16 protein-coding genes are annotated in these 17,744 nt (G+C 66.5%); 15 read left to right on the plus strand and 1 reads right to left on the minus strand.

The features are described 5' to 3' along the window. The first annotated feature begins 10 nt into the window (after window positions 1–10). From DRW48_RS13595 to DRW48_RS13620, 6 genes are read left to right on the plus strand one after another with little or no spacing between them, the layout of a single operon-like run. Window positions 11–1,393, plus strand: coding sequence for an ABC transporter substrate-binding protein (locus DRW48_RS13595; protein WP_162784776.1), 1,383 nt, complete (start codon window positions 11–13; stop codon window positions 1,391–1,393). Next, window positions 1,390–2,322: a carbohydrate ABC transporter permease gene (locus DRW48_RS13600; RefSeq protein WP_114076898.1), complete on the plus strand. Its 933-nt coding sequence runs from the start codon at window positions 1,390–1,392 to the stop codon at window positions 2,320–2,322. Before DRW48_RS13595 ends, DRW48_RS13600 begins: the two co-directional genes overlap by 4 nt. Beyond that, on the plus strand, window positions 2,319–3,158 hold the full coding sequence (locus DRW48_RS13605) for a carbohydrate ABC transporter permease (RefSeq protein ID WP_114076899.1): 840 nt from the start codon (window positions 2,319–2,321) through the stop codon (window positions 3,156–3,158). Before DRW48_RS13600 ends, DRW48_RS13605 begins: the two co-directional genes overlap by 4 nt. Beyond that, the gene (locus tag DRW48_RS13610; protein ID WP_114076900.1) at window positions 3,155–4,216 is read left to right on the plus strand and encodes an ABC transporter ATP-binding protein; all 1,062 of its coding nucleotides are present in this window, start codon (window positions 3,155–3,157) and stop codon (window positions 4,214–4,216) included. Before DRW48_RS13605 ends, DRW48_RS13610 begins: the two co-directional genes overlap by 4 nt. After that, entirely contained in the window at window positions 4,213–5,025 is an 813-nt protein-coding gene (locus tag DRW48_RS13615) for a GntR family transcriptional regulator (RefSeq protein WP_114076901.1), read from the plus strand. The genes DRW48_RS13610 and DRW48_RS13615 overlap by 4 nt, the downstream gene beginning before the upstream one ends. Further along, the gene (locus DRW48_RS13620) at window positions 5,025–6,644 is read left to right on the plus strand and encodes an arylsulfatase (RefSeq protein WP_114076902.1); all 1,620 of its coding nucleotides are present in this window, start codon (window positions 5,025–5,027) and stop codon (window positions 6,642–6,644) included. The genes DRW48_RS13615 and DRW48_RS13620 overlap by 1 nt, the downstream gene beginning before the upstream one ends. 93 nt (window positions 6,645–6,737) lie before the next feature. Here the strand turns inward: DRW48_RS13620 and hydA are convergent, their stop codons facing one another. Further along, window positions 6,738–8,168, minus strand: coding sequence for a dihydropyrimidinase (hydA, locus tag DRW48_RS13625; protein WP_114076903.1), 1,431 nt, complete (start codon window positions 8,166–8,168; stop codon window positions 6,738–6,740). 79 nt (window positions 8,169–8,247) lie between these two features. Here hydA and DRW48_RS13630 point away from each other — a divergent pair, with 79 nt between their 5' ends. The 9 genes from DRW48_RS13630 to DRW48_RS13670 are packed head-to-tail and all read left to right on the plus strand — an operon-like array spanning window position 8,248 to window position 17,667. Further along, a complete protein-coding gene (locus DRW48_RS13630; protein WP_114077579.1) occupies window positions 8,248–8,898 on the plus strand; it encodes a GntR family transcriptional regulator in 651 nt (216 codons plus the stop codon). A 59-nt stretch (window positions 8,899–8,957) separates the two neighbouring features. Then, a complete protein-coding gene (locus DRW48_RS13635; RefSeq protein WP_114076904.1) occupies window positions 8,958–9,353 on the plus strand; it encodes a VOC family protein in 396 nt (131 codons plus the stop codon). A gap of 44 nt (window positions 9,354–9,397) precedes the next feature. Next, window positions 9,398–10,951, plus strand: coding sequence for an ABC transporter substrate-binding protein (locus DRW48_RS13640; protein WP_241963281.1), 1,554 nt, complete (start codon window positions 9,398–9,400; stop codon window positions 10,949–10,951). Window positions 10,952–11,000: 49 nt separating this feature from the next. Further along, window positions 11,001–11,966, plus strand: a complete 966-nt coding sequence (locus tag DRW48_RS13645) for an ABC transporter permease (protein WP_114076906.1) — start codon at window positions 11,001–11,003, stop codon at window positions 11,964–11,966. Beyond that, entirely contained in the window at window positions 11,963–12,844 is an 882-nt protein-coding gene (locus DRW48_RS13650) for an ABC transporter permease (RefSeq protein ID WP_114076907.1), read from the plus strand. The genes DRW48_RS13645 and DRW48_RS13650 overlap by 4 nt, the downstream gene beginning before the upstream one ends. Then, the gene (locus DRW48_RS13655) at window positions 12,841–13,824 is read left to right on the plus strand and encodes an ABC transporter ATP-binding protein (RefSeq protein WP_114076908.1); all 984 of its coding nucleotides are present in this window, start codon (window positions 12,841–12,843) and stop codon (window positions 13,822–13,824) included. The genes DRW48_RS13650 and DRW48_RS13655 overlap by 4 nt, the downstream gene beginning before the upstream one ends. Then, window positions 13,821–14,822, plus strand: a complete 1,002-nt coding sequence (locus DRW48_RS13660) for an ABC transporter ATP-binding protein (protein WP_114076909.1) — start codon at window positions 13,821–13,823, stop codon at window positions 14,820–14,822. The genes DRW48_RS13655 and DRW48_RS13660 overlap by 4 nt, the downstream gene beginning before the upstream one ends. Continuing rightward, a complete protein-coding gene (locus tag DRW48_RS13665) occupies window positions 14,819–16,228 on the plus strand; it encodes an ABC transporter substrate-binding protein (RefSeq protein ID WP_114076910.1) in 1,410 nt (469 codons plus the stop codon). Before DRW48_RS13660 ends, DRW48_RS13665 begins: the two co-directional genes overlap by 4 nt. Beyond that, window positions 16,225–17,667, plus strand: a complete 1,443-nt coding sequence (locus tag DRW48_RS13670) for an amidohydrolase family protein (RefSeq protein ID WP_114076911.1) — start codon at window positions 16,225–16,227, stop codon at window positions 17,665–17,667. Before DRW48_RS13665 ends, DRW48_RS13670 begins: the two co-directional genes overlap by 4 nt. Window positions 17,668–17,744: the final 77 nt, after the last annotated feature.

Genomic DNA, 17,744 nt, shown 5'->3' on the forward strand with positions numbered 1-17,744 from the left:
GACGGCTCTGATGGACAGCAGAAATTTCAATCGACGCCACGTTCTGGCCGGCATCGCCGGATCGACCGCGCTTCTGGCGCTTGGACCCCGCGCCGCCCGCGCGCAGCAGGCCGATCTTTCGGCCTATCAGTCGGCCAAGATCGATTGGCGCCAAGCCGAGGGCCAGGCGATCACCGTGGCCGTCATTCCGGCCGCATATTTCGAGAACCTGATCAGCCTCGCGCCGCAGTTCGAGGCGCTGACCGGCATCACGCTGCGTTTCGAAAAGGTGCCACCGGCGCAGATCCGGCAAAAGGCCGTGCTGGACCTGACCTCGGGCAGCGGCACCTATGCGACCCACGCCGCAGACCCGATGTATTATCCGCTCTATCAGGCGAACGGCTGGGTCGATCCACTGGATACCTATCTCGAGGATGCGACGCTGACTGACAAGGCCTGGTTCAAGCCCGAGGATATCGTGCCGGCCTGGACCGCTGCCAACACCATCGAAGGCAAGCTGTATGGCATCCCCTATGATGGCGAGGTCACGCTGCAGGTACTTCGCAAAGACCTGTACGAGGCCAAAGGGCTTAAGCCGGCCGAGGATCTGGACGGCTTCATCGCCAACGCTGCGGCGCTGCATGATCCCGGCAATCGCGTCTGGGGAACGGCGTTGCGCGGGCTGCCGGGCGCGGGCCAGAACGTCTATATCTACTCGTCAATTTTTCGCGCCTTCGGCGGCGACTGGCTGCCCGCCGGCCAGCTGACCGTCAACGGCCCGGAGGCCGAGGCGGCCCTCGCCTGGTACGTCAAGACGATGAAGGACTACGCCCCCGCCGCCGCCCAGCAGTGGAACTGGCCCGACATCGCAGATGCTTTCTCGCAAGGAACACTGGCCAGCTATATCGATGCCCATTCCTCGGCCTCGGTCATCAACAACACCGAGAAATCCACCGTCATCGGCAAGATCGCCTATGCCCGCTGGCCCAAGGGACCCTCCGGCAAGCGCGTCAGCTCGATCTGGAACTGGGGCTTTCCGATCAACGCCGCCCTGCCGGACGCTGGGAAAAAGGCCACTTGGCTCTTCATTCAGTGGGCGGCCAGCACGCCGACGCAGATCGCCACCTCGTATGGTTTCAATGGACCCGCAAAACGGTCCGGCGTGAACCGCCTGTCGCTGTGGGAGGACCCGGCCTATGTCGAGACCGTCTCGGCCTTCGGTGACAACTTCGTCGAGGCGACACTGACCGCGCTGCGCGAGGATACGGACGTCGACTGGCGCCCGCGCGTGCCGCAGTGGCCGGCAGTCGGCGATATGGTGGCGACCGCCATTGCCGCGGCGCTCGCCGGTCAGGCAACCCCCAAGGCAGCGCTCGACGCCGCGCAGACACAGATCGCCGCCCTCGGCAAATGAGCTTGCAGGCCGATGATACCCGCTGGCGGCCCCCGCCCGGGGCCGCCGGTCGCAACCGGCGGCGCCTCACAGGCGAGCGAAAGTTTGCCAGCATCCTTCTGGCGCCCGCCTTTCTGGTGCTGATCGCCACGACGACAATTCCCCTGCTGCTGCTGATCTATGTCAGCATGCAACGGATGGACCTTTCGATGCCGTTCATGAACGGCTTTACCGGCACGGCCAATTACGCCGCCCTCTGGGTCGACCCGCGCTTCTGGCAATCGCTGGCGGCCAGCCTGATCTACACCCTCTCGACCGTCGTTCTGCAACTGCTGCTGGGCCTTGCCCTGGCACTTGCCGTCATGGGAATGAAGCGCGGTCAGACGCTGTTTCGCATCGTCGCGATCCTCCCGGTCGTTCTGTCGCCCGCCGTGGTCGGCATGGTCTGGCGCACCTTCATGCTGGCGCCCGAGTTCGGGGTGGTGGACTGGCTGTCGGTCACCGCCGGCCTTGGCAGCCACAACTGGCTCGGCGATCCGATACTGGCCATGATCGCGGTGATCGTGATCCACACCTGGCAATGGACCCCCTTCGCCTTCATGGTCCTGCTGGCCAGCTTGGCCGGCGTGCCCGACGATCTGCACGAGGCCGCCCGCATCGACCGCGCGAGCGCCTGGCAGCGGTTCACCCGCATAACCCTGCCGCTGATCCGCCCGGCCATCATCATGGTCCTGATCATGCGCACCATGGTCGCGCTCAGCGCCTTTGCCGCGATCTTTACCGTCACCGGCGGCGGCCCCGGCACGGCGACCGAGATCCTTAACCTCTACGCCTATCGCAAGTCCTTTACCGAACTGTCGCTGGGCTACGGCGCGGCGCTGTCGGTGGCGCTGCTGGCCCTGACGATCGCCGTCGCGGGCCTGCTGTTCCTGCTCAGGCGCGCCCGATGAATATGCGCACCCTTCGCCGCATCTTCCTCGGCCTCGTCGGGTTGGCATTCCTGCTCGCCTGGGTGTTCCCGATCCTGTGGAGCGTGATGAACTCGTTCAAGTCGGAGCGCGACATCCTCGCCTATCCGCCCAAGTTCATCTTCGAGCCGACGCTCGACGCTTATCGCCAGACGCTGTGGGGGCCACACTCGATCCTGCCGAACCTGTGGAGCAGCGTGGTCATCTCGGTCGGAACGACGATCCTGACGATGCTGCTGGCGATCCCTGCGGCCTATACGCTCGCGAGGCTGCGCCTGCCGGGCAAGCGCTTCTCGGGGTTCTATATCCTGACCACTCAGATGCTGCCGCCGGTCGGGCTGATCATCCCCTATTTCATCGTCCTGCGCGGCATCGGCTGGATCGACAGCTATCAGGGCATCATCCTGATCTATCTTACCTTTTCACTGCCCTTCGCGATCTGGCTGATGGTCTCCTACTTCGAGGACATCCCGCTGGAGATGGAGGAGGCTGCGGCCGTTGACGGCGCCAGCCGCTGGACCACGCTGCGCCGAATCGTCATCCCGCAGGCCAAGGGCGGGATCGCGGTGACGGTGGTGTTCGTGTTCCTGAACGCCTGGAACGAGTTCCTGTTTGCGGTCGTGCTGTCGGGTAACACCGTCCGGCCCGTCACCATCGCCATGTATAATTTCGTCTCGGTCGAGCAGACGCTCTGGGCGCAGCTTGCCGCGGTATCGGTGATCGCCATGCTGCCGGTCGTGATCCTGGGCGTGCTGGCCCAAGGGCACATCGTCAAGGGGCTGACGGTCGGGGCAGTCAAGGGAGGGGGCCGGAGATGAGCGGCAACGACGCAGTCCGGTTCGACGGGGTGGTCAAGCGCCACGGGGCCCTCGCCGCGCTCAAGGGTGTCAACTTCAGCATCCAGCCGGGCGAGTTCTTTGCGCTGCTCGGGCCCTCGGGTTCGGGGAAAAGCACAACCTTGCGGCTTATGGCGGGCCTTGACCAGCCGAGCGAGGGGCGCATCCTGTTCGACGGCGCCGATGTGACGGCGCGCGAGGCGCAGGATCGCGACGTTGCGATGGTATTTCAGAGCTACGCCCTCTACCCGCACATGACTGTCGGCCAGAACATCGCCTTTCCGCTGGAAATGGCGAAGGTGCCCAAGGCCCAGATCGTCCCGCAGGTAGCCGAGGCCGCGCGCAAGGTCAGCATCGGGCACCTGCTCGACCGCAAGCCCGGCCAGTTGTCTGGCGGCCAGCAACAGCGATGCGCCCTCGCCCGCGCGATCGTGCGAAAGGCCAACCTGTTCCTGCTCGACGAGCCGCTGTCGAACCTCGACGCCAAGCTGCGGCTGGAGACTCGGGCCGAACTGAAAAAGCTGCAGCGCGACCTTGCTGTGACCACGGTCTACGTCACCCACGACCAGGAGGAGGCGTTGACGCTGGCCGACCGGATGGCCGTGTTCATGGACGGCGAGATCGTCCAGATCGGCACTCCGGCCGAGGTGTTTGCGCGGCCGAACTCGCTGCAAGTCGCGGGATTCATCGGCTCGCCACCGATGAACCTGATGCGGGCCGCGGTACGCGGCGGGGCCGTGACACTGGCCGGACAGCCCATGCCGGTGAAACTGCCGGCGCGCGCCGACGGCGAGGTAATCCTCGGCGTGCGGCCTTCGGCCGTCCGGCTGGGTCGCGAGGGCGTGCCGGTCACGGTCGAGCTGGTAGAGAACCTTGGCGACAGCGCCATTGCCGAGCTGGCCTTTGCCGACGGCACTGCGCGCGCGCGCCTGTCCGATGCCGCCGTCGTCACCGAAGGCCAGCACCTGAGCATGAGTTTTGCCGCCAAGGACATCCACCTGTTCGATCCCGCGACCGGCGCGCGGGTGGAACCCGAATGAAAGCGTCCGAACCGCAGGACGGCGAGGTCGAGCCGGCGCGCACCGTCGACGGCATCGACCCGACAAGCAGTGTGCCGCTCCACGTCCAGGTCCGTCGCCTGATCCGTCGGCAAACCCAGGCCGGCATCCTGGTGGACGCCGACGGCCGCCTCAAGACCGAGGCGGAACTCGGCGCGATCTTCGGTGTCAGCCGCATCACCATCCGTCACGCCCTGCGGTGGCTGGTCGACGAGGGCCTGTTTTCCCGCACGCGGGGCCGCGGAACGTTTCTCCGCCCGTCCTACACCGGCAGTTGGGGCGGGCCCCTAATCGGCTTTGTCGAGGCCGGCCAGATGGCTGGCGTTGATCCGGGCGGCGAGGTGCTACGCCAAGGCATGGTCAGGGCTCCCGACCCACGGATCGTCGACGGTCTTGGCGCGCGCGAGGTCTTTCAACTGCGCCGCCTGCGCCTTGCCGACGGCGTGACGGTCGGCATCGAGGACGCGTTTTATCCGCCCGAGATCGGGCTGGACCTGCAGCGGCGCGATCTGGGCAGAACCGCGATCTATCGCCTCTTCGAGGATGAGATGGGCTTTGTCATCGGTGAGGCGCGCCAGACCATCAGCGCCGTCGGCGCCGATGACGACTATGCCCGCCACTTGCAGGTAGGGCCCGGCGATCCGCTGATCTTTGTCGAGCGCCTGACCGCGGATGAGCACGGCCGTCCTCTGGAGCTGCTGCGCGCGCACTTCGTGCCCCAACGATACCGTCTCTCGATCACGCTCTCGCGCCGCGCTGGACAGAGCACTTCCAACGGAAAGGACAAGTGATGGCGCCCCAACGGCCTGACATCATCATCATCCTCAACGACGACATGGGTTTCTCTGACATCGGCTGCTACGGTGGCGAGGTCGAGACGCCGAACCTCGACCGTCTTGCGCGCGAGGGGCTGCGCTATTCCCAGTTCTACAATACCGCCCGCTGCTCGCCCTCGCGCGCCTCGCTGCTGACCGGACTGCATCCGCACCAGACTGGCATCGGCATCCTGACCTATGACACGGGACCCGAGGGTTATGCTGGCGATCTGAACCGGCAGTGCGTCACCATGGCTGAGGTGGTCAAGGGCGCTGGGTATCGCACGTACCTGTCGGGCAAATGGCACGTCGCCAAGAACCTGACCGAGCCGACTGATTCCTGGCCGCTGCAACGCGGCTTTGACGAATTCTACGGCACGATCATCGGGGCCGGCAGCTTCTACTATCCGAACACGCTGACCCGCGGAAATGACAACGTCGAGCATGAGGCACGCGACAACCCCGACTTCTTCTACACCGACGCGATCAGCGATCAGGCGGCGGCCTTTGTGCGCGACCACCATGCGCACACGCCCGACCAGCCGTTGTTCCAATATGTCGCCTACACCGCGCCTCACTGGCCGCTGCATGCACACCCCGAGGATATCGCCAAGTATCGCGGCCGCTTTGACGCGGGCTGGGACCAGTTGCGCGAAGAGCGGCTGGAACGCCTCGTGCGTAGCGGGATCATCGACGCCTCCTGGCAACTGACCGACCGCGATCCGACCCAGCCGCCATGGCAGGACGCCGAGGAAAAGGCCTGGCTGCTGCGCTGCATGGAGGTTTATGCCGCCCAGATAGACCGCATGGACCAGGGCATCGGCCGCATCCTCGCCGCCCTGGAGGAGACCGGTCGGCTGGAGAATACGCTGGTGCTGTTTCTCGCCGACAACGGTGCCTGCGCCGAGGATATCCCCGAGGGGGTCGATCTGAGTTCGCTGGTGGACGATCTGATGATCGCCCGCGGCGAGACCCGGGACGGTCGCCCGGTGCGGCTGGGCAACGATCCCTCGATCATGCCCGGCCCCGAGGACACCTATCAAAGCTATGGCGTCGCCTGGGCAAACATGTCGAACACCCCCTTTCGCCTCTACAAGCACTGGGTCCACGAGGGGGGGATCGCGACCCCTCTGATCGCGCATTGGCCCAAGGTCATCACCGATCGCGGCGGCTTGCGCCATGGCGCCGGGCAGTTGCCGGACCTGATGGCGACCGTGGTCGAGGTCAGCGGCGCGACCTATCCCAGCGAGTTCGCGGGCAACGCTATCCTGCCCCTCGAAGGCAGCAGCCTGGTCCCCAGCTTCGAGGCCGAGACCCCGCGCGAGGCCCCGCTGTTCTGGGAGCACGAAGGCAATGCCGCGGTCCGCATCGGCAAATGGAAGCTCGTGCGCCGCTTTCCCGGCCCGTGGGAGTTGTATGACATGGAGGCCGACCGGACCGAGATGCACGACCTTGCAGCCACGCATCCGGACATGGTGGCGGAAATGCGGGCCAGCTACGATGCGTGGGCCGAGCGCTGCGGCGTCATCCCGCGCGAAGTTATCCTCGAGTCCATGAAGAAGCTGGAAGGCACGGCCTTCTGGGAAAAGGACTGACCGGGGAGGGTCCGTTCCCCGGTACTTAGCTTTCGCCAAGTCAGCCTATCCCAAGGTTCGGCTCTGCGCCGAGGCGTGTTTTCTCGCTCGCTCTCAGTCCGTCAGCATCGCCCCTTCGCTCGGCGCTGACGGACGCATGTCGACCGAAACCTCCATCGGCACTCGGCGGCCATGGCCCGGCACTCCGGCCAAGGACCCGTCCCGGATCACGCACTGACCGCGCGACAGGACTGTCACCGGCGCCCCAACGACCTTGCGCCCTTCCCAGGGGTTGTAGCCGGTGTTGTCATGCAGATCATCGGCTCCATAGATGATCTCTCGCGCCGGGTCCCAGATTGCAATGTCCGCATCGAAGCCCGGCGCGATTCGACCCTTGCCGGTCAGGCCAAAGATCTCGGCCGGTCGGCTCGCTGTAAGGGTAACAAAGGCCGCAAGGTCCAATTGTCCCCGCGTGACCATCGCGTCGAACATCAGCGGCAGGCGCGTCTCCAGCCCGGGCATGCCGTTCGCGATGCGCGGAAACGGCGCATCGGGACCGGCAGCGAACTTGCCGCTCGCGTCCAGCCGGTATGGCGCATGATCGGAGGTCAAGGCAGTGATATCGCCCAGCCGCAGCGCCTGCCAGAGGGCCTTGCGATCCGCCGCGCCACGCTGTGGCGGGCTGCAGATCCGCGCCGCGGCGTGGCGCGCGTCGCCCTCCACCTCCGACACGTCCATCAGCAGGTAATGCGGACAGGTTTCCGCAATCACAGGTGCCCCGCGGCCCCGCGCGGCGCGCACGATCGCGGCCCCCTCGGCCGTCGAGACGTGAAACAGCATGATCGGCTGGCCCGTGAACTCGGCCAGCACGGCCATGCGCGATAGAGCCTCGATCTCGGCCGCGGCGGGATGCGAGGCTGGATGAAAGCGCGGCGCATCCCGCCCGGAGGCCTGAAGACGGCGCGACGCCCAGCGCAAGATGCCGTCATTTTCTGCATGCACACAAAGGATGCCGCCGCAGTCGCGCGCGACCATCAGCAGGTCCAATACCTGCTCGTCATCCATGCGCACCTTGGGATAGGTCGTGAAAACCTTGATCGAGCGGTGCCCCTTCCCCATCAGCAGCGGCAGGTCCTCGGTCAGCGCCGGACCCGAGGTGTCGGCGACGATCAGGTGGAACGCGTGGTCGATCAGCGCCCCGCGCGCGGCGAGGGCCTCGTAGTCGGCGACGACCTCGGTCAGGCGCTGTCCGGCATGCTGCGCGGCAAAGCTTACCACCGTGGTCGTGCCGCCAAATGCGGCTGAGCGCGTCGCACTCTCCCAGGTGTCGGCGTTCAGGATGCCGGCGCCGGACACCTGCTCGATATGGCAATGCGAGTCGACGCCGCCCGGCAGCACCAAGTGGCCCTGCGCCGCGATCGTCTCGCGCGCCGCCCCGAGATCGCGCCCGATGGCAGCGATCCGTCCATCGGCAATGGCCACGTCAGCCCCGACCAGAGCGCCTCCGTTGAACACGCGCCCGCCGGCGATCAGGGTATCGAACATTGTCACGCCGCCTCGTCATCCGGTATACATTGCGACAGTAGCGCCGGGACTTTGGCCGATGCAAGCGCGCGGAGAGTTCATGACTCAGATCGAAACGACGCCTCGCCCCCTGACCGAGGTCACCCGAGACCGGCTGCGTGAGATGATCCTGTCGGGGGAAATCAGCGCCGGCGCCCGGTTGGCGGAATCGCACCTCGCCAAAGCCCTTGGCGTGTCGCGCACCCCGGTGCGCGAGGCCATCTCACAGCTTGAGGCCGAGGGACTGGTGGGGCGCCACGCGGGCGTTCCGCAGGTCTCGCGCCTGACCGTAGACGACGTGATGGACATCTTGCACGTCCGCCTACTGCTTGAGACCGACGCCGCCCGCCGCGCCGCAACCGTGGCCCCGAAGACCAGCATATTCCTTGATCTTCGCCAGAGGTTTCGAGAGTTCCTGGCAGGTGCTCCGCCCTCGCCCGCCGCGCATTTCGAGGCTGACCAGGACCTGCATACCGCCGTGGTAGAGGCCGCCGGTTCGCCTTTGGTCCTCGACATCGTGACCGGCCTTAAAAGCCGAACACGGATGTTCGGTCAGCGCTCGATCCCCGAAAGATTCGAGGCGGGCTGTCGCGAGCATCTGGCCATCGTGGATGCTATTCTGGACCGTGATCCAGTCGCTGCCGGCGAGGCCATGCAGTCGCATATCAACAACGCCCGCGGCGCCATTCTGGACCACCTCGCCCGGCGCTGACGCCGCTTGACATAGAATACACCCTGTATACTGTCCCCTTGTCCGAGGGGAGAAGTTGTATGTCGCAAGCCGAGCGTCCCGCGCCGCCTTTGCTGGGGATCACCTTCCTTTACTATCGTGATCTTGCCGCGGCCGCGCGCTTTTACGAGGACGTGGTCGGCCTGCCGCTCGCCATCGACCAAGGCTGGTCGCGGATCTATCGTATCGCCGACGGCGCCCATGTCGGACTGGTGGACGAGGCGCGCGGCATGCACCGCGCGGCGGACGTCAAGCCGGTGCAGCTTTGTCTGCGCGTGCCCGACGTTGACGCGTGGCACGCCTGGGCCGACGCCCACCACGTTCCGGGCCTGAGCCCCGTGTCCCAGAGCGAAGCCCTGGGCATCCGCGCATTCGTGATGAACGACCCCGAAGGTTACCAGATCGAGGTCCAGACCGCGACCCGTCCGGGCGCGTGACAACAGAGCCGGGCACAGACCCGGCCGCCAAGGGAGGACGACCAATGACCAGAATGCTACCGCTGTGGCGTGCCGGAATGCTGGCACTGGGCGTCAGCGCCCTTGCCGTCGGGGCCGCTTGCGCCAAGGAGCTAACGATCGGCATGACCTCGGACGCGAGCGTCGTCGACCCTCAGGCCGGCGAGGAACTGAACAGCACCATCCTGTTCTACCACATCTACGACCCTCTCGTCCGCCGGACCGCCGATCTGAAGTTCGTGCCCGGCCTAGCCGAGAGCTGGGAGATCGTGGATCCCACCACCTGGCGCTTCAAGCTGCGGCCCGGGGTCAAGTTTCACAACGGCGAAGACTTCAAGGCGTCGGATGTGGTGTTCACCTTCAACCGCCTGAAGGACACCAACATGGCCGAGCTGGGGGCGAACGTCGCCAGCGTCATGGCCGTTGACGACCACACGGTCGAGATCAAGACCCCCTCGCCCTTTGCCACACTGCCCAACAAGCTGGCCGAGATCCTGATCCTCAGTGAAAAGAACGCGGGCGCCGGCCCCGACGCCGAGACGGCCTCGCCCCTGGGCACCGGGCCCTACAAGCTGGAGGACTGGGCCAAAGAGGATCACATCACCCTCGAAGCCTTCCCCGAGTACTGGGGCGGCAAGCCCAAGATCGACACCGTCACCCTGCGGCCGATCACCAACCCGGCCACCCGCACCGCGGCGCTTCTGACGGGCGAGCTGGACCTCGTGATCGACCTGCCGGTCCGCGACGTTGATCGGGTCAAGGGCGAGAACGGCTTCAGCGTGGTCGAGGTGCCCAGCCTCAACAACATGGTGCTGGCGCTCGATTTTCGTGACAAGTCGCCCACCATCCCGCTCGAGACGAACCCGCTGAAGGACCAGCGTGTCCGCGCTGCCATGGCCCAGGCGATCGACATCGAGACGATCCGCAAGGTCATCATGAACGGATTCTCGACCCCGTCGGACCAATTCGTCCCCGAGGGGTCGGTCGGCTACCTGCCCGATGCCGACTTCCACAAGATGTACCCGTACGATCCGGAAAAGGCCAAGGCGCTGCTGGCGGAAGCGGGCGTCGGCGACGGGTTCGAAATCACGCTCGACGCGACCAACAACCGCTATGTCAACGATGCGCAGATCGCGCAGGCCATGGCCTCGATGCTGGGCAAGGTCGGGATCAAGGTGAACCTCAACCTGATGCCCAAATCGAACTTCTGGGGCTACATCCGCAACCCGTCAGAGAAATCGAGCTTCATCATGTCCGGCTGGAACGTGCCTTCGGCCGACGCCGGCGCGATGTACCAAACGCTCTATTACTCGCGCGACAACGACAAGGGTTACGGCCAGGTCAATCGCGGCAGCTACTCCAACCCGGAACTCGACAAGCTCGTCGACGCGGCCAACGCGACCGCCGACGTGGCCGAGCGTGACCGCATCCTGAAGGACGCGACCGCGCTGCTGCTCAAGGACATACCGATGATCCCGCTGCATTACGAGCAGGACATCTACGGGGTGCGCGACGGCGTCACATTCGAGCCGCGGCGGGACAAGTATGTCTGGGCCTTCGAAATGGACGTAGCCGAGTGACGCAACCCGCGTCCCCAGGCTACCTGGCAACCTCCGACCGGACACGCGCATGCTCGCCTATCTGATCCGCCGCCTCGTCCAGACGGTTCTGGTCCTGCTCGCCGTGACGCTCATCGTCTTTCTGATGATGAGCTTCACCGGCGATCCCGTGTTCATGCTGGTACCGATCGACAGCCAGCCCGAGGTCGTGGCCGCAGCGCGCGCGCGCCTCGGCCTCGACCAGCCGCTGCCGGTGCAATATCTGCGCTTTCTCGGCAACCTGCTGTCAGGCGACTTCGGCGTCTCCTACGTCTTTCGCCAACCGGCCCTGTCCCTGATTCTCGAGCGATTGCCAGCGACGCTAGAGATCGTGTTCGTCGCGATTGTCGTAGCCCTGCTGGTCGCGATCCCGCTGGGTGTGCACGCCGGTGCCCGGCCCCAGGCGGCATCGTCCCGCACCGTCATGACCGGCTCGTTGCTCGGCATCTCGCTTCCCGGCTTCTGGGTGGGAATGATGCTGATCCTGGTCTTTGCGGTCCAGTTGCGGTGGCTGCCCTCTTCCGGGCGTGGCGACACGGTGGACGTCTTCGGCGTGCCGATCTCGATCGCGACGCGCGACGGGCTGGCGCATGTCATCCTGCCCGCAGTCACGCTGTCGCTGTCCACGACGGCGATCCTATTGCGCATGACCCGCGCAGGCATGCAGGAGGTCATGCGCCAGGATTTCATGCGTTTTGCGCGTGCCAAGGGGGTCTCCCGCCAAGGCGTGATCTGGCGTCACGGCTTGCGCAATGCGCTGTCGCCCGTGGTCACGATCTTTGGCCTGCAGGTCGGCGATCTGATCGCCTTTGCCACCATCACCGAGACGATCTTTTCCTGGCCGGGCATCGGCAAGCTGCTGATCGACAGCATCGCAAGGGCCGACCGCCCGGTGATCGTCGTCTACCTGATGCTGGTCGCCACGATGTTCGTCCTGATCAATTTCGTGGTCGACATGCTGTACCCCATCCTCGATCCGCGGATCCGCGCCACATGACCATCGCCGAGCCGACGCGCGGAACCGATTTGTTCCGCGACATCCTTCGCAATCCGCCCGCGCTGCTGGGGGCGGTGCTGGCGCTGTTCTCGGTATTCGTGGTGCTGTTCGGACCGACCATCGCGTCGCAGAACCCCTATGACATCCTGACGCTCGACCTGCTGGACGCCTACAAGCCGCCGATCGGCTGGACTGGTTCTGACCCGCGCTTCCCCCTGGGCACGGACGGACAGGGCCGGGACGTGCTCTCCTCGATCTTCTACGGGGCGCGAAGCTCGGCCTTTATCGCCGTTGGCGCGACCCTCGCGGCAATGACCATCGGCACCGCCATCGGCATCGCCGCAGGGTGGTTCGGCGGCTGGCTGGATGCGGTCGTGATGCGGATCGCCGATGTGCAACTCAGCTTTCCGTCCATGCTGATCGCGCTGTTCCTGATGAGCGCCGTCGGCAACGGCGCCGACAAGGTCATGGTTTCGCTGACCGCAGTCGGCTGGGTCGTCTACGCCCGCACGGTGCGCGGCGCAACGCTGAGCGAGGCGCGGCGCGATTACGTTGCGGCGGCGCGGGTGGCGGGCCTGCCCGACTTCGCGATCCTGCGTCAGCACATCCTGCCCAACGTTCTGACGCCAGTAATCGTCCTCGCCACGATCCAGGTGGGCACGTTCATCCTGATCGAGGCATCACTCAGCTTCCTCGGCGTGGGCGTGCCGATCACCGAGCCATCCCTCGGCCTGCTGATCAAGAATGGCTTTGACGTCCTCTTCTCCGGTCTGTGGTGGGTTAGCGTCTTTCCCGGCCTGATGATCATGGCAATGGTGTTCGGCATCAACCTGCTGGGCGATTTCCTGCGCGACGCGCTGAACCCGAGGCTCCGGTGAGCGCGCCCCTCCTCAGCCTGCGCGATCTGCGCACGACCTTTCACACCGCGGCCGGCGCTGTGCCGGCGGTGGCGGGCGTCAGTTTCGACGTGGCCCAAGGCGAGATCATGGGCCTGGTTGGTGAAAGTGGCGGCGGCAAGTCTGTGGTCGGCTACTCGATCCTCGGCCTGATCGATCCGCCCGGCGCCATCGAGGGCGGCCAGGTCCTGTTCGACGGGCGCGACCTGACCCGGCTGTCCGAGCGTGAGATGCGCAGGGTGCGTGGCCGCCAGATTGCCATGGTGTTTCAGGACCCCATGACCTCACTGAATCCGGTGCAGACTGTCGGCGCCCAGATGGACGAGATGCTGCGCCTGCACACGGACCTGACCGTACGCGAGCGGCGGGCACGGGCAGTCGCCATGCTGGAGAGCGTCGGCATCTCGCGCGCCGAGGAGCGCCTGGCGGCCTATCCGCACGAGTTTTCCGGCGGGATGCGTCAACGCGTGGTCATCGCCATCGCCCTGCTGGCAGGACCCCGGCTGATCATCGCGGACGAGCCGACGACGGCGCTGGACGTGACCATCCAGGCCCAGATCCTGGAACTGATGCGCAGACAAGTGCGCGATCAGGGCGCCTCGCTGATCCTGATCACCCACGATCTGGCGGTCGTCGCCGAGACGGCGGACAGCGTCTCGGTCCTCTATGCCGGACGCGTGGTCGAGTCCGGCCCCGCCCGGGCCGTGATCGATGCGCCTGCACATCCCTACACCCGCGGCCTCGTCGATTCGATTCCCGACCCCGCAAACCCCCAGACGCGCCTGCGCCAGATCCGCGGCACGGTGCCCGATCTGCGCGCGCTGCCAACGGGTTGCGCCTTTGCCGGACGCTGCCCTCGCGTTGCAGAACGCTGCCTGACCGAGCGCCCACCTCTTGCGCCTGTCCGCAGCGCGCAGTCGGCTGCCTGCCATTTCCCCCTTTCTCCCGGAGAGGCGACATGACCGCGGCGCCCGTGCTCGAGGTGCGCGGCCTGCACCAGCGTTTCAAACTGCGCGACAGCCTGCTGGGCCGGCTCGGCATCGGCCGTCCGCCAGTTACGGTCCACGCCGTCAACGGGGTGGATTTCACGCTGGCCCGCGGCGAGGTCCTGGGCCTCGTCGGCGAGTCAGGCTGCGGCAAGTCCACGGTGGCGCGCACCATCGCCCGCCTGCATGAGCCTGCCTCTGGCAAGGTTTTCCTGGATGGCACCGACATCTCGCATCTGGGCCAGCGGGCGCTGCTGCCCCACCGTGCGCGCATGCAGATGATCTTTCAGGACCCATATGCCTCGCTGAACCCCCGCCAGCGGGTGCGCGACATCGTGGCCGAACCCATGCGCGCGCAGGGCGTCGAGCCGGCCGAGGCGCGCGAGCGTGCAGTTGGCCTGCTGGACCGGGTCGGCCTCACGGCCGAGCAGGGCCGGCGCTTTCCGCACCAGTTCTCGGGCGGACAGCGGCAGCGCATCGGCATCGCCCGCGCTCTCTCCGTGCATCCTGCACTGATCGTCGCGGACGAGCCGGTCAGCGCGCTCGACGTGTCGGTGCAAGCGCAGATCCTCAACCTCATGAAGGACTTGCAGCAGGAATTCGGCCTCTCCTACCTGTTCATTGGCCATGATCTCGGCGTTATCCACCACATCGCCGACCGCATCGCGGTCATGTATCTGGGCCTGATCGTCGAGACGGCACCCAAGGATCGGCTATTCGCCCGTCCGCGTCACCCCTATACGCGCGCTCTGTTTGCCGCGGCGCCCTCGATCCACCCAGGGCGGGAACCCGCGCCCGCGCCACGGGGCGAGGTGCCCTCGGCCCTCGCACTGCCCAGCGGCTGCGTGTTCCGCGGACGCTGTCCCTTTGCCTGGGACCGTTGCGCAGCCGAGCGGCCGGTGTTGCGCGACGCCGGCGACGGCCAGTCCGTCGCCTGCCATCTGTTGGAAGAGCCGGAAAGGGACAAGACATGAGCCTCATTCTGCAACGCCGGGTCGAGGTCACCGACCCCCACGACTGCACGGATGCGGCTGACGATCTCAGCATCCTCGGCGCGATCTGCGAGACGCTGGTGCGCCGGACCCCGGATGGTTTCGTACCCGGACTGGCGCGCGCCTGGAGTTGCAACGACGACGCGACCGAATGGACGTTCGAGCTTGTGCCGAATCGGCGCTTCGATGACGGCAGCCCGGTTGACGCTGCTGCGGTGGCGGCATCGCTGCAGCGGATGGCCCGGCCCGACCGGGGCGCGACCCTGGGCGCGCCTGCGGTCTGGCGGCAGTATCTCGGCGACCTGCAGGTCATAACTCCCGCGGCCGATCGGCTGGTGCTGCGCCTGCCCGCCCCCATGGCGGATTTGCTGGATGTTCTCGTACAAGGCTTTATCGCTGCGCCGGGCTGCCTGCCTGCGCTGGACGATGGCCGGACCGAAGCACTGGTCGGCAGCGGCGCCTATCGCCTGTCATCCGCCGCCCAGGACGAAGTGCGGCTGGAGGCGACCGGCGACGCGCCGAACGCCTCCCTGACCTTGCGGGCTGAGCCAGATGCGGGGCGGCGTCTGAAACGCCTGCTCGCAGGCGAGGCCGCCGTCGCGACCAACCTGCCCTGGGACAGCACCCTGCCCCGAGGCTTCACGCGCGTCGAAACCCTGGTGCCGGTCGCGATCATCTACCTGATGAACGCAGCGCAGGGCCCGCTGGCCGACCCCCGGCTGCGCCGGGCCATCGACCTGGCACTGGACCGCGACCAGATCGTCGCCCGGGTCATGGCGGGCGGCGCGCAGCGGCTCGACGCCATCGTCAGCCCGCTGCATTTCGGTGGCCCTGCGCCCCGACAAACCGGACCCGACCGCGAGGCATCGCGGCGCCTCCTCGCCGAGGCGGGCCACGCGGACGGACTAACCCTGACTGTCAGTTGCCCCACCCGCCTTCCCGACGAGGCTCAGCGCCTTACAGCCGTCCTGGCCGAGCAGCTCGCCGCCGTCGGCATCCGACTCGACGTAACCTTGACCGAGGACCGCACCGCCTACGCCCATTCGGTCAGGAAAAAGCAGATTGGCGATCTCGCCGTCTTCGACAGCTCGCCGCTATCCACTTTCCGGGTGATGCACGAAAAGATCGATAGCCGGGTCGCGGGCTCATGGTGGCAAGGCTTCAGCAACCCGGCCGTCGAGGCGCTGATCGACCGGGCGCGCGCCACACCAGCCCCCGGTCCCCGCGCATCCCTGTATTCCCAGGCCTGCGCCGCCATGCAGCAGGACCCGCCATGGCTGACGCTCTATAATCCCATCCGCGTGACCGGCCTTGCCGGCGATCACCCCGGCTTTACGCTGCCCGTGGACGCCGTGCCCGATTTTGCTGCGCTGCCACGCCTGCCATGAGCATCACCCTGATCCTTGGCGCGACGATCGCAACGATGGACGACGCGCGCCGCGTCATCGACGATGGCGGCCTCGCCGTCGGGGGTGACAGCATCGCATTTGTGGGCACCCGCGCCGAAGCCGAGGCGCGCTTTCCCGACGCGCAACGCATCGATGCCACAGGCAAGCTTATGCTGCCGGGCCTTATCGACGTGCATGCCCATGCCGGGCATGGGTTGATCAAAACCCTCGCCTATGGCGATGGCGAGCGGTGGGAAGCCCTGTGCGAGGCTGCCTACACGGTCGCTTCGACTCCTGAGTTCTGGCAGGCCGAAGCGCGCCTCGCCGCCCTGGAACGGTTGCGGTTTGGCGTCACTTGCGGCGTATCGCTGCTGGGCGGCGGCGACACGATCATGCGCAGCGACGATCCGGCCTATGCCGACGCCCATTGTGAAGGCGTCGCAAGCATCGGCACCCGCAGCGTGGTCGCCATCGGTCCCACGCGCGCGCCCCATCCTCGCACCTACGCACGGTGGCAGGATGACCGCGCCGAGCGTTACGACGTCAGTTTCGAGCAACAACTGGCAACCGCCTGTGGTGTCGCAGATCGCTGGCATGGGAGCGGAACGCTGTCGGTCGCGCTGATCTATCCGACCCTGCGCGACGAGCACGAGCAGAGGCTTGACCCGGTCATTTTCGCCGACGCCTGCGCGCAGGCACAAGAAACGCGCGCCGCGGCCGAGGACCGGGGGCTGGTCTTTACCCAGGACGGCCACACGCGCGGCTCGGTCCGCCGCGCAGCATCGCTGGGTCTGTTGGGGCCGCGCACCCTGCTGTCGCACGCGACAGACCTCGACCCTGACGAGATCGCTACGCTGGCCGAAACCGGCGCCACGATTGCGCATAACCCTTCGGCCGTGGCGTCGATCCTCGGCCGCTGTCCGGCGACCGAGCTGATGGCGGCGGGCGTCACCGTGGCGCTAGGGTCGGACGCGACGGCGCCGGACCGCTCGGCCGACATGTTCCGCCACATGCAGCAGGCCATGCACTACCACCGCCGGCACTTCCGCGACCCGGCCCTCCTGCCACCCGGCAAGACGCTGGAGATGGCCACCCGGGCCGGCGCAAAGGCACTGGGAATGGAGGACCGGATCGGCTCGCTTGAGGCCGGCAAGGCCGCGGACCTGATCCTGGTCCGGCTCGACCGGCCCCATATCGCACCACCGCTCATGCCCTTGGCCCAGGCGATCTGCTTTGCCAATGGCAACGACGTCGATTTCGTGATGATCGACGGCGTGGTCCGGTTGCAGGGCGGGCAAGCGGTGGGCGTGGACGAGCAGGCAGTCGCCGCCGACGCCATGCGCGAGGCACGCACCATGCTCGCGCGGGCGAATGGCGAGGGTCTGGACAAGCTGCCAGATGGCTTTTGGGATTTGCGCCTTGGTGCGGCCCAAGAATAGGAGGCCAAACCTTGATCCGGACCAACAACGTTCAACGGTGCGCTTGACCCGAGATGGTGAGCGAGGCTTTCGACGTG

The sequence above is a fragment of the Paracoccus suum genome, assembly GCF_003324675.1.
GTDB classification, from domain to species: domain Bacteria; phylum Pseudomonadota; class Alphaproteobacteria; order Rhodobacterales; family Rhodobacteraceae; genus Paracoccus; species Paracoccus suum.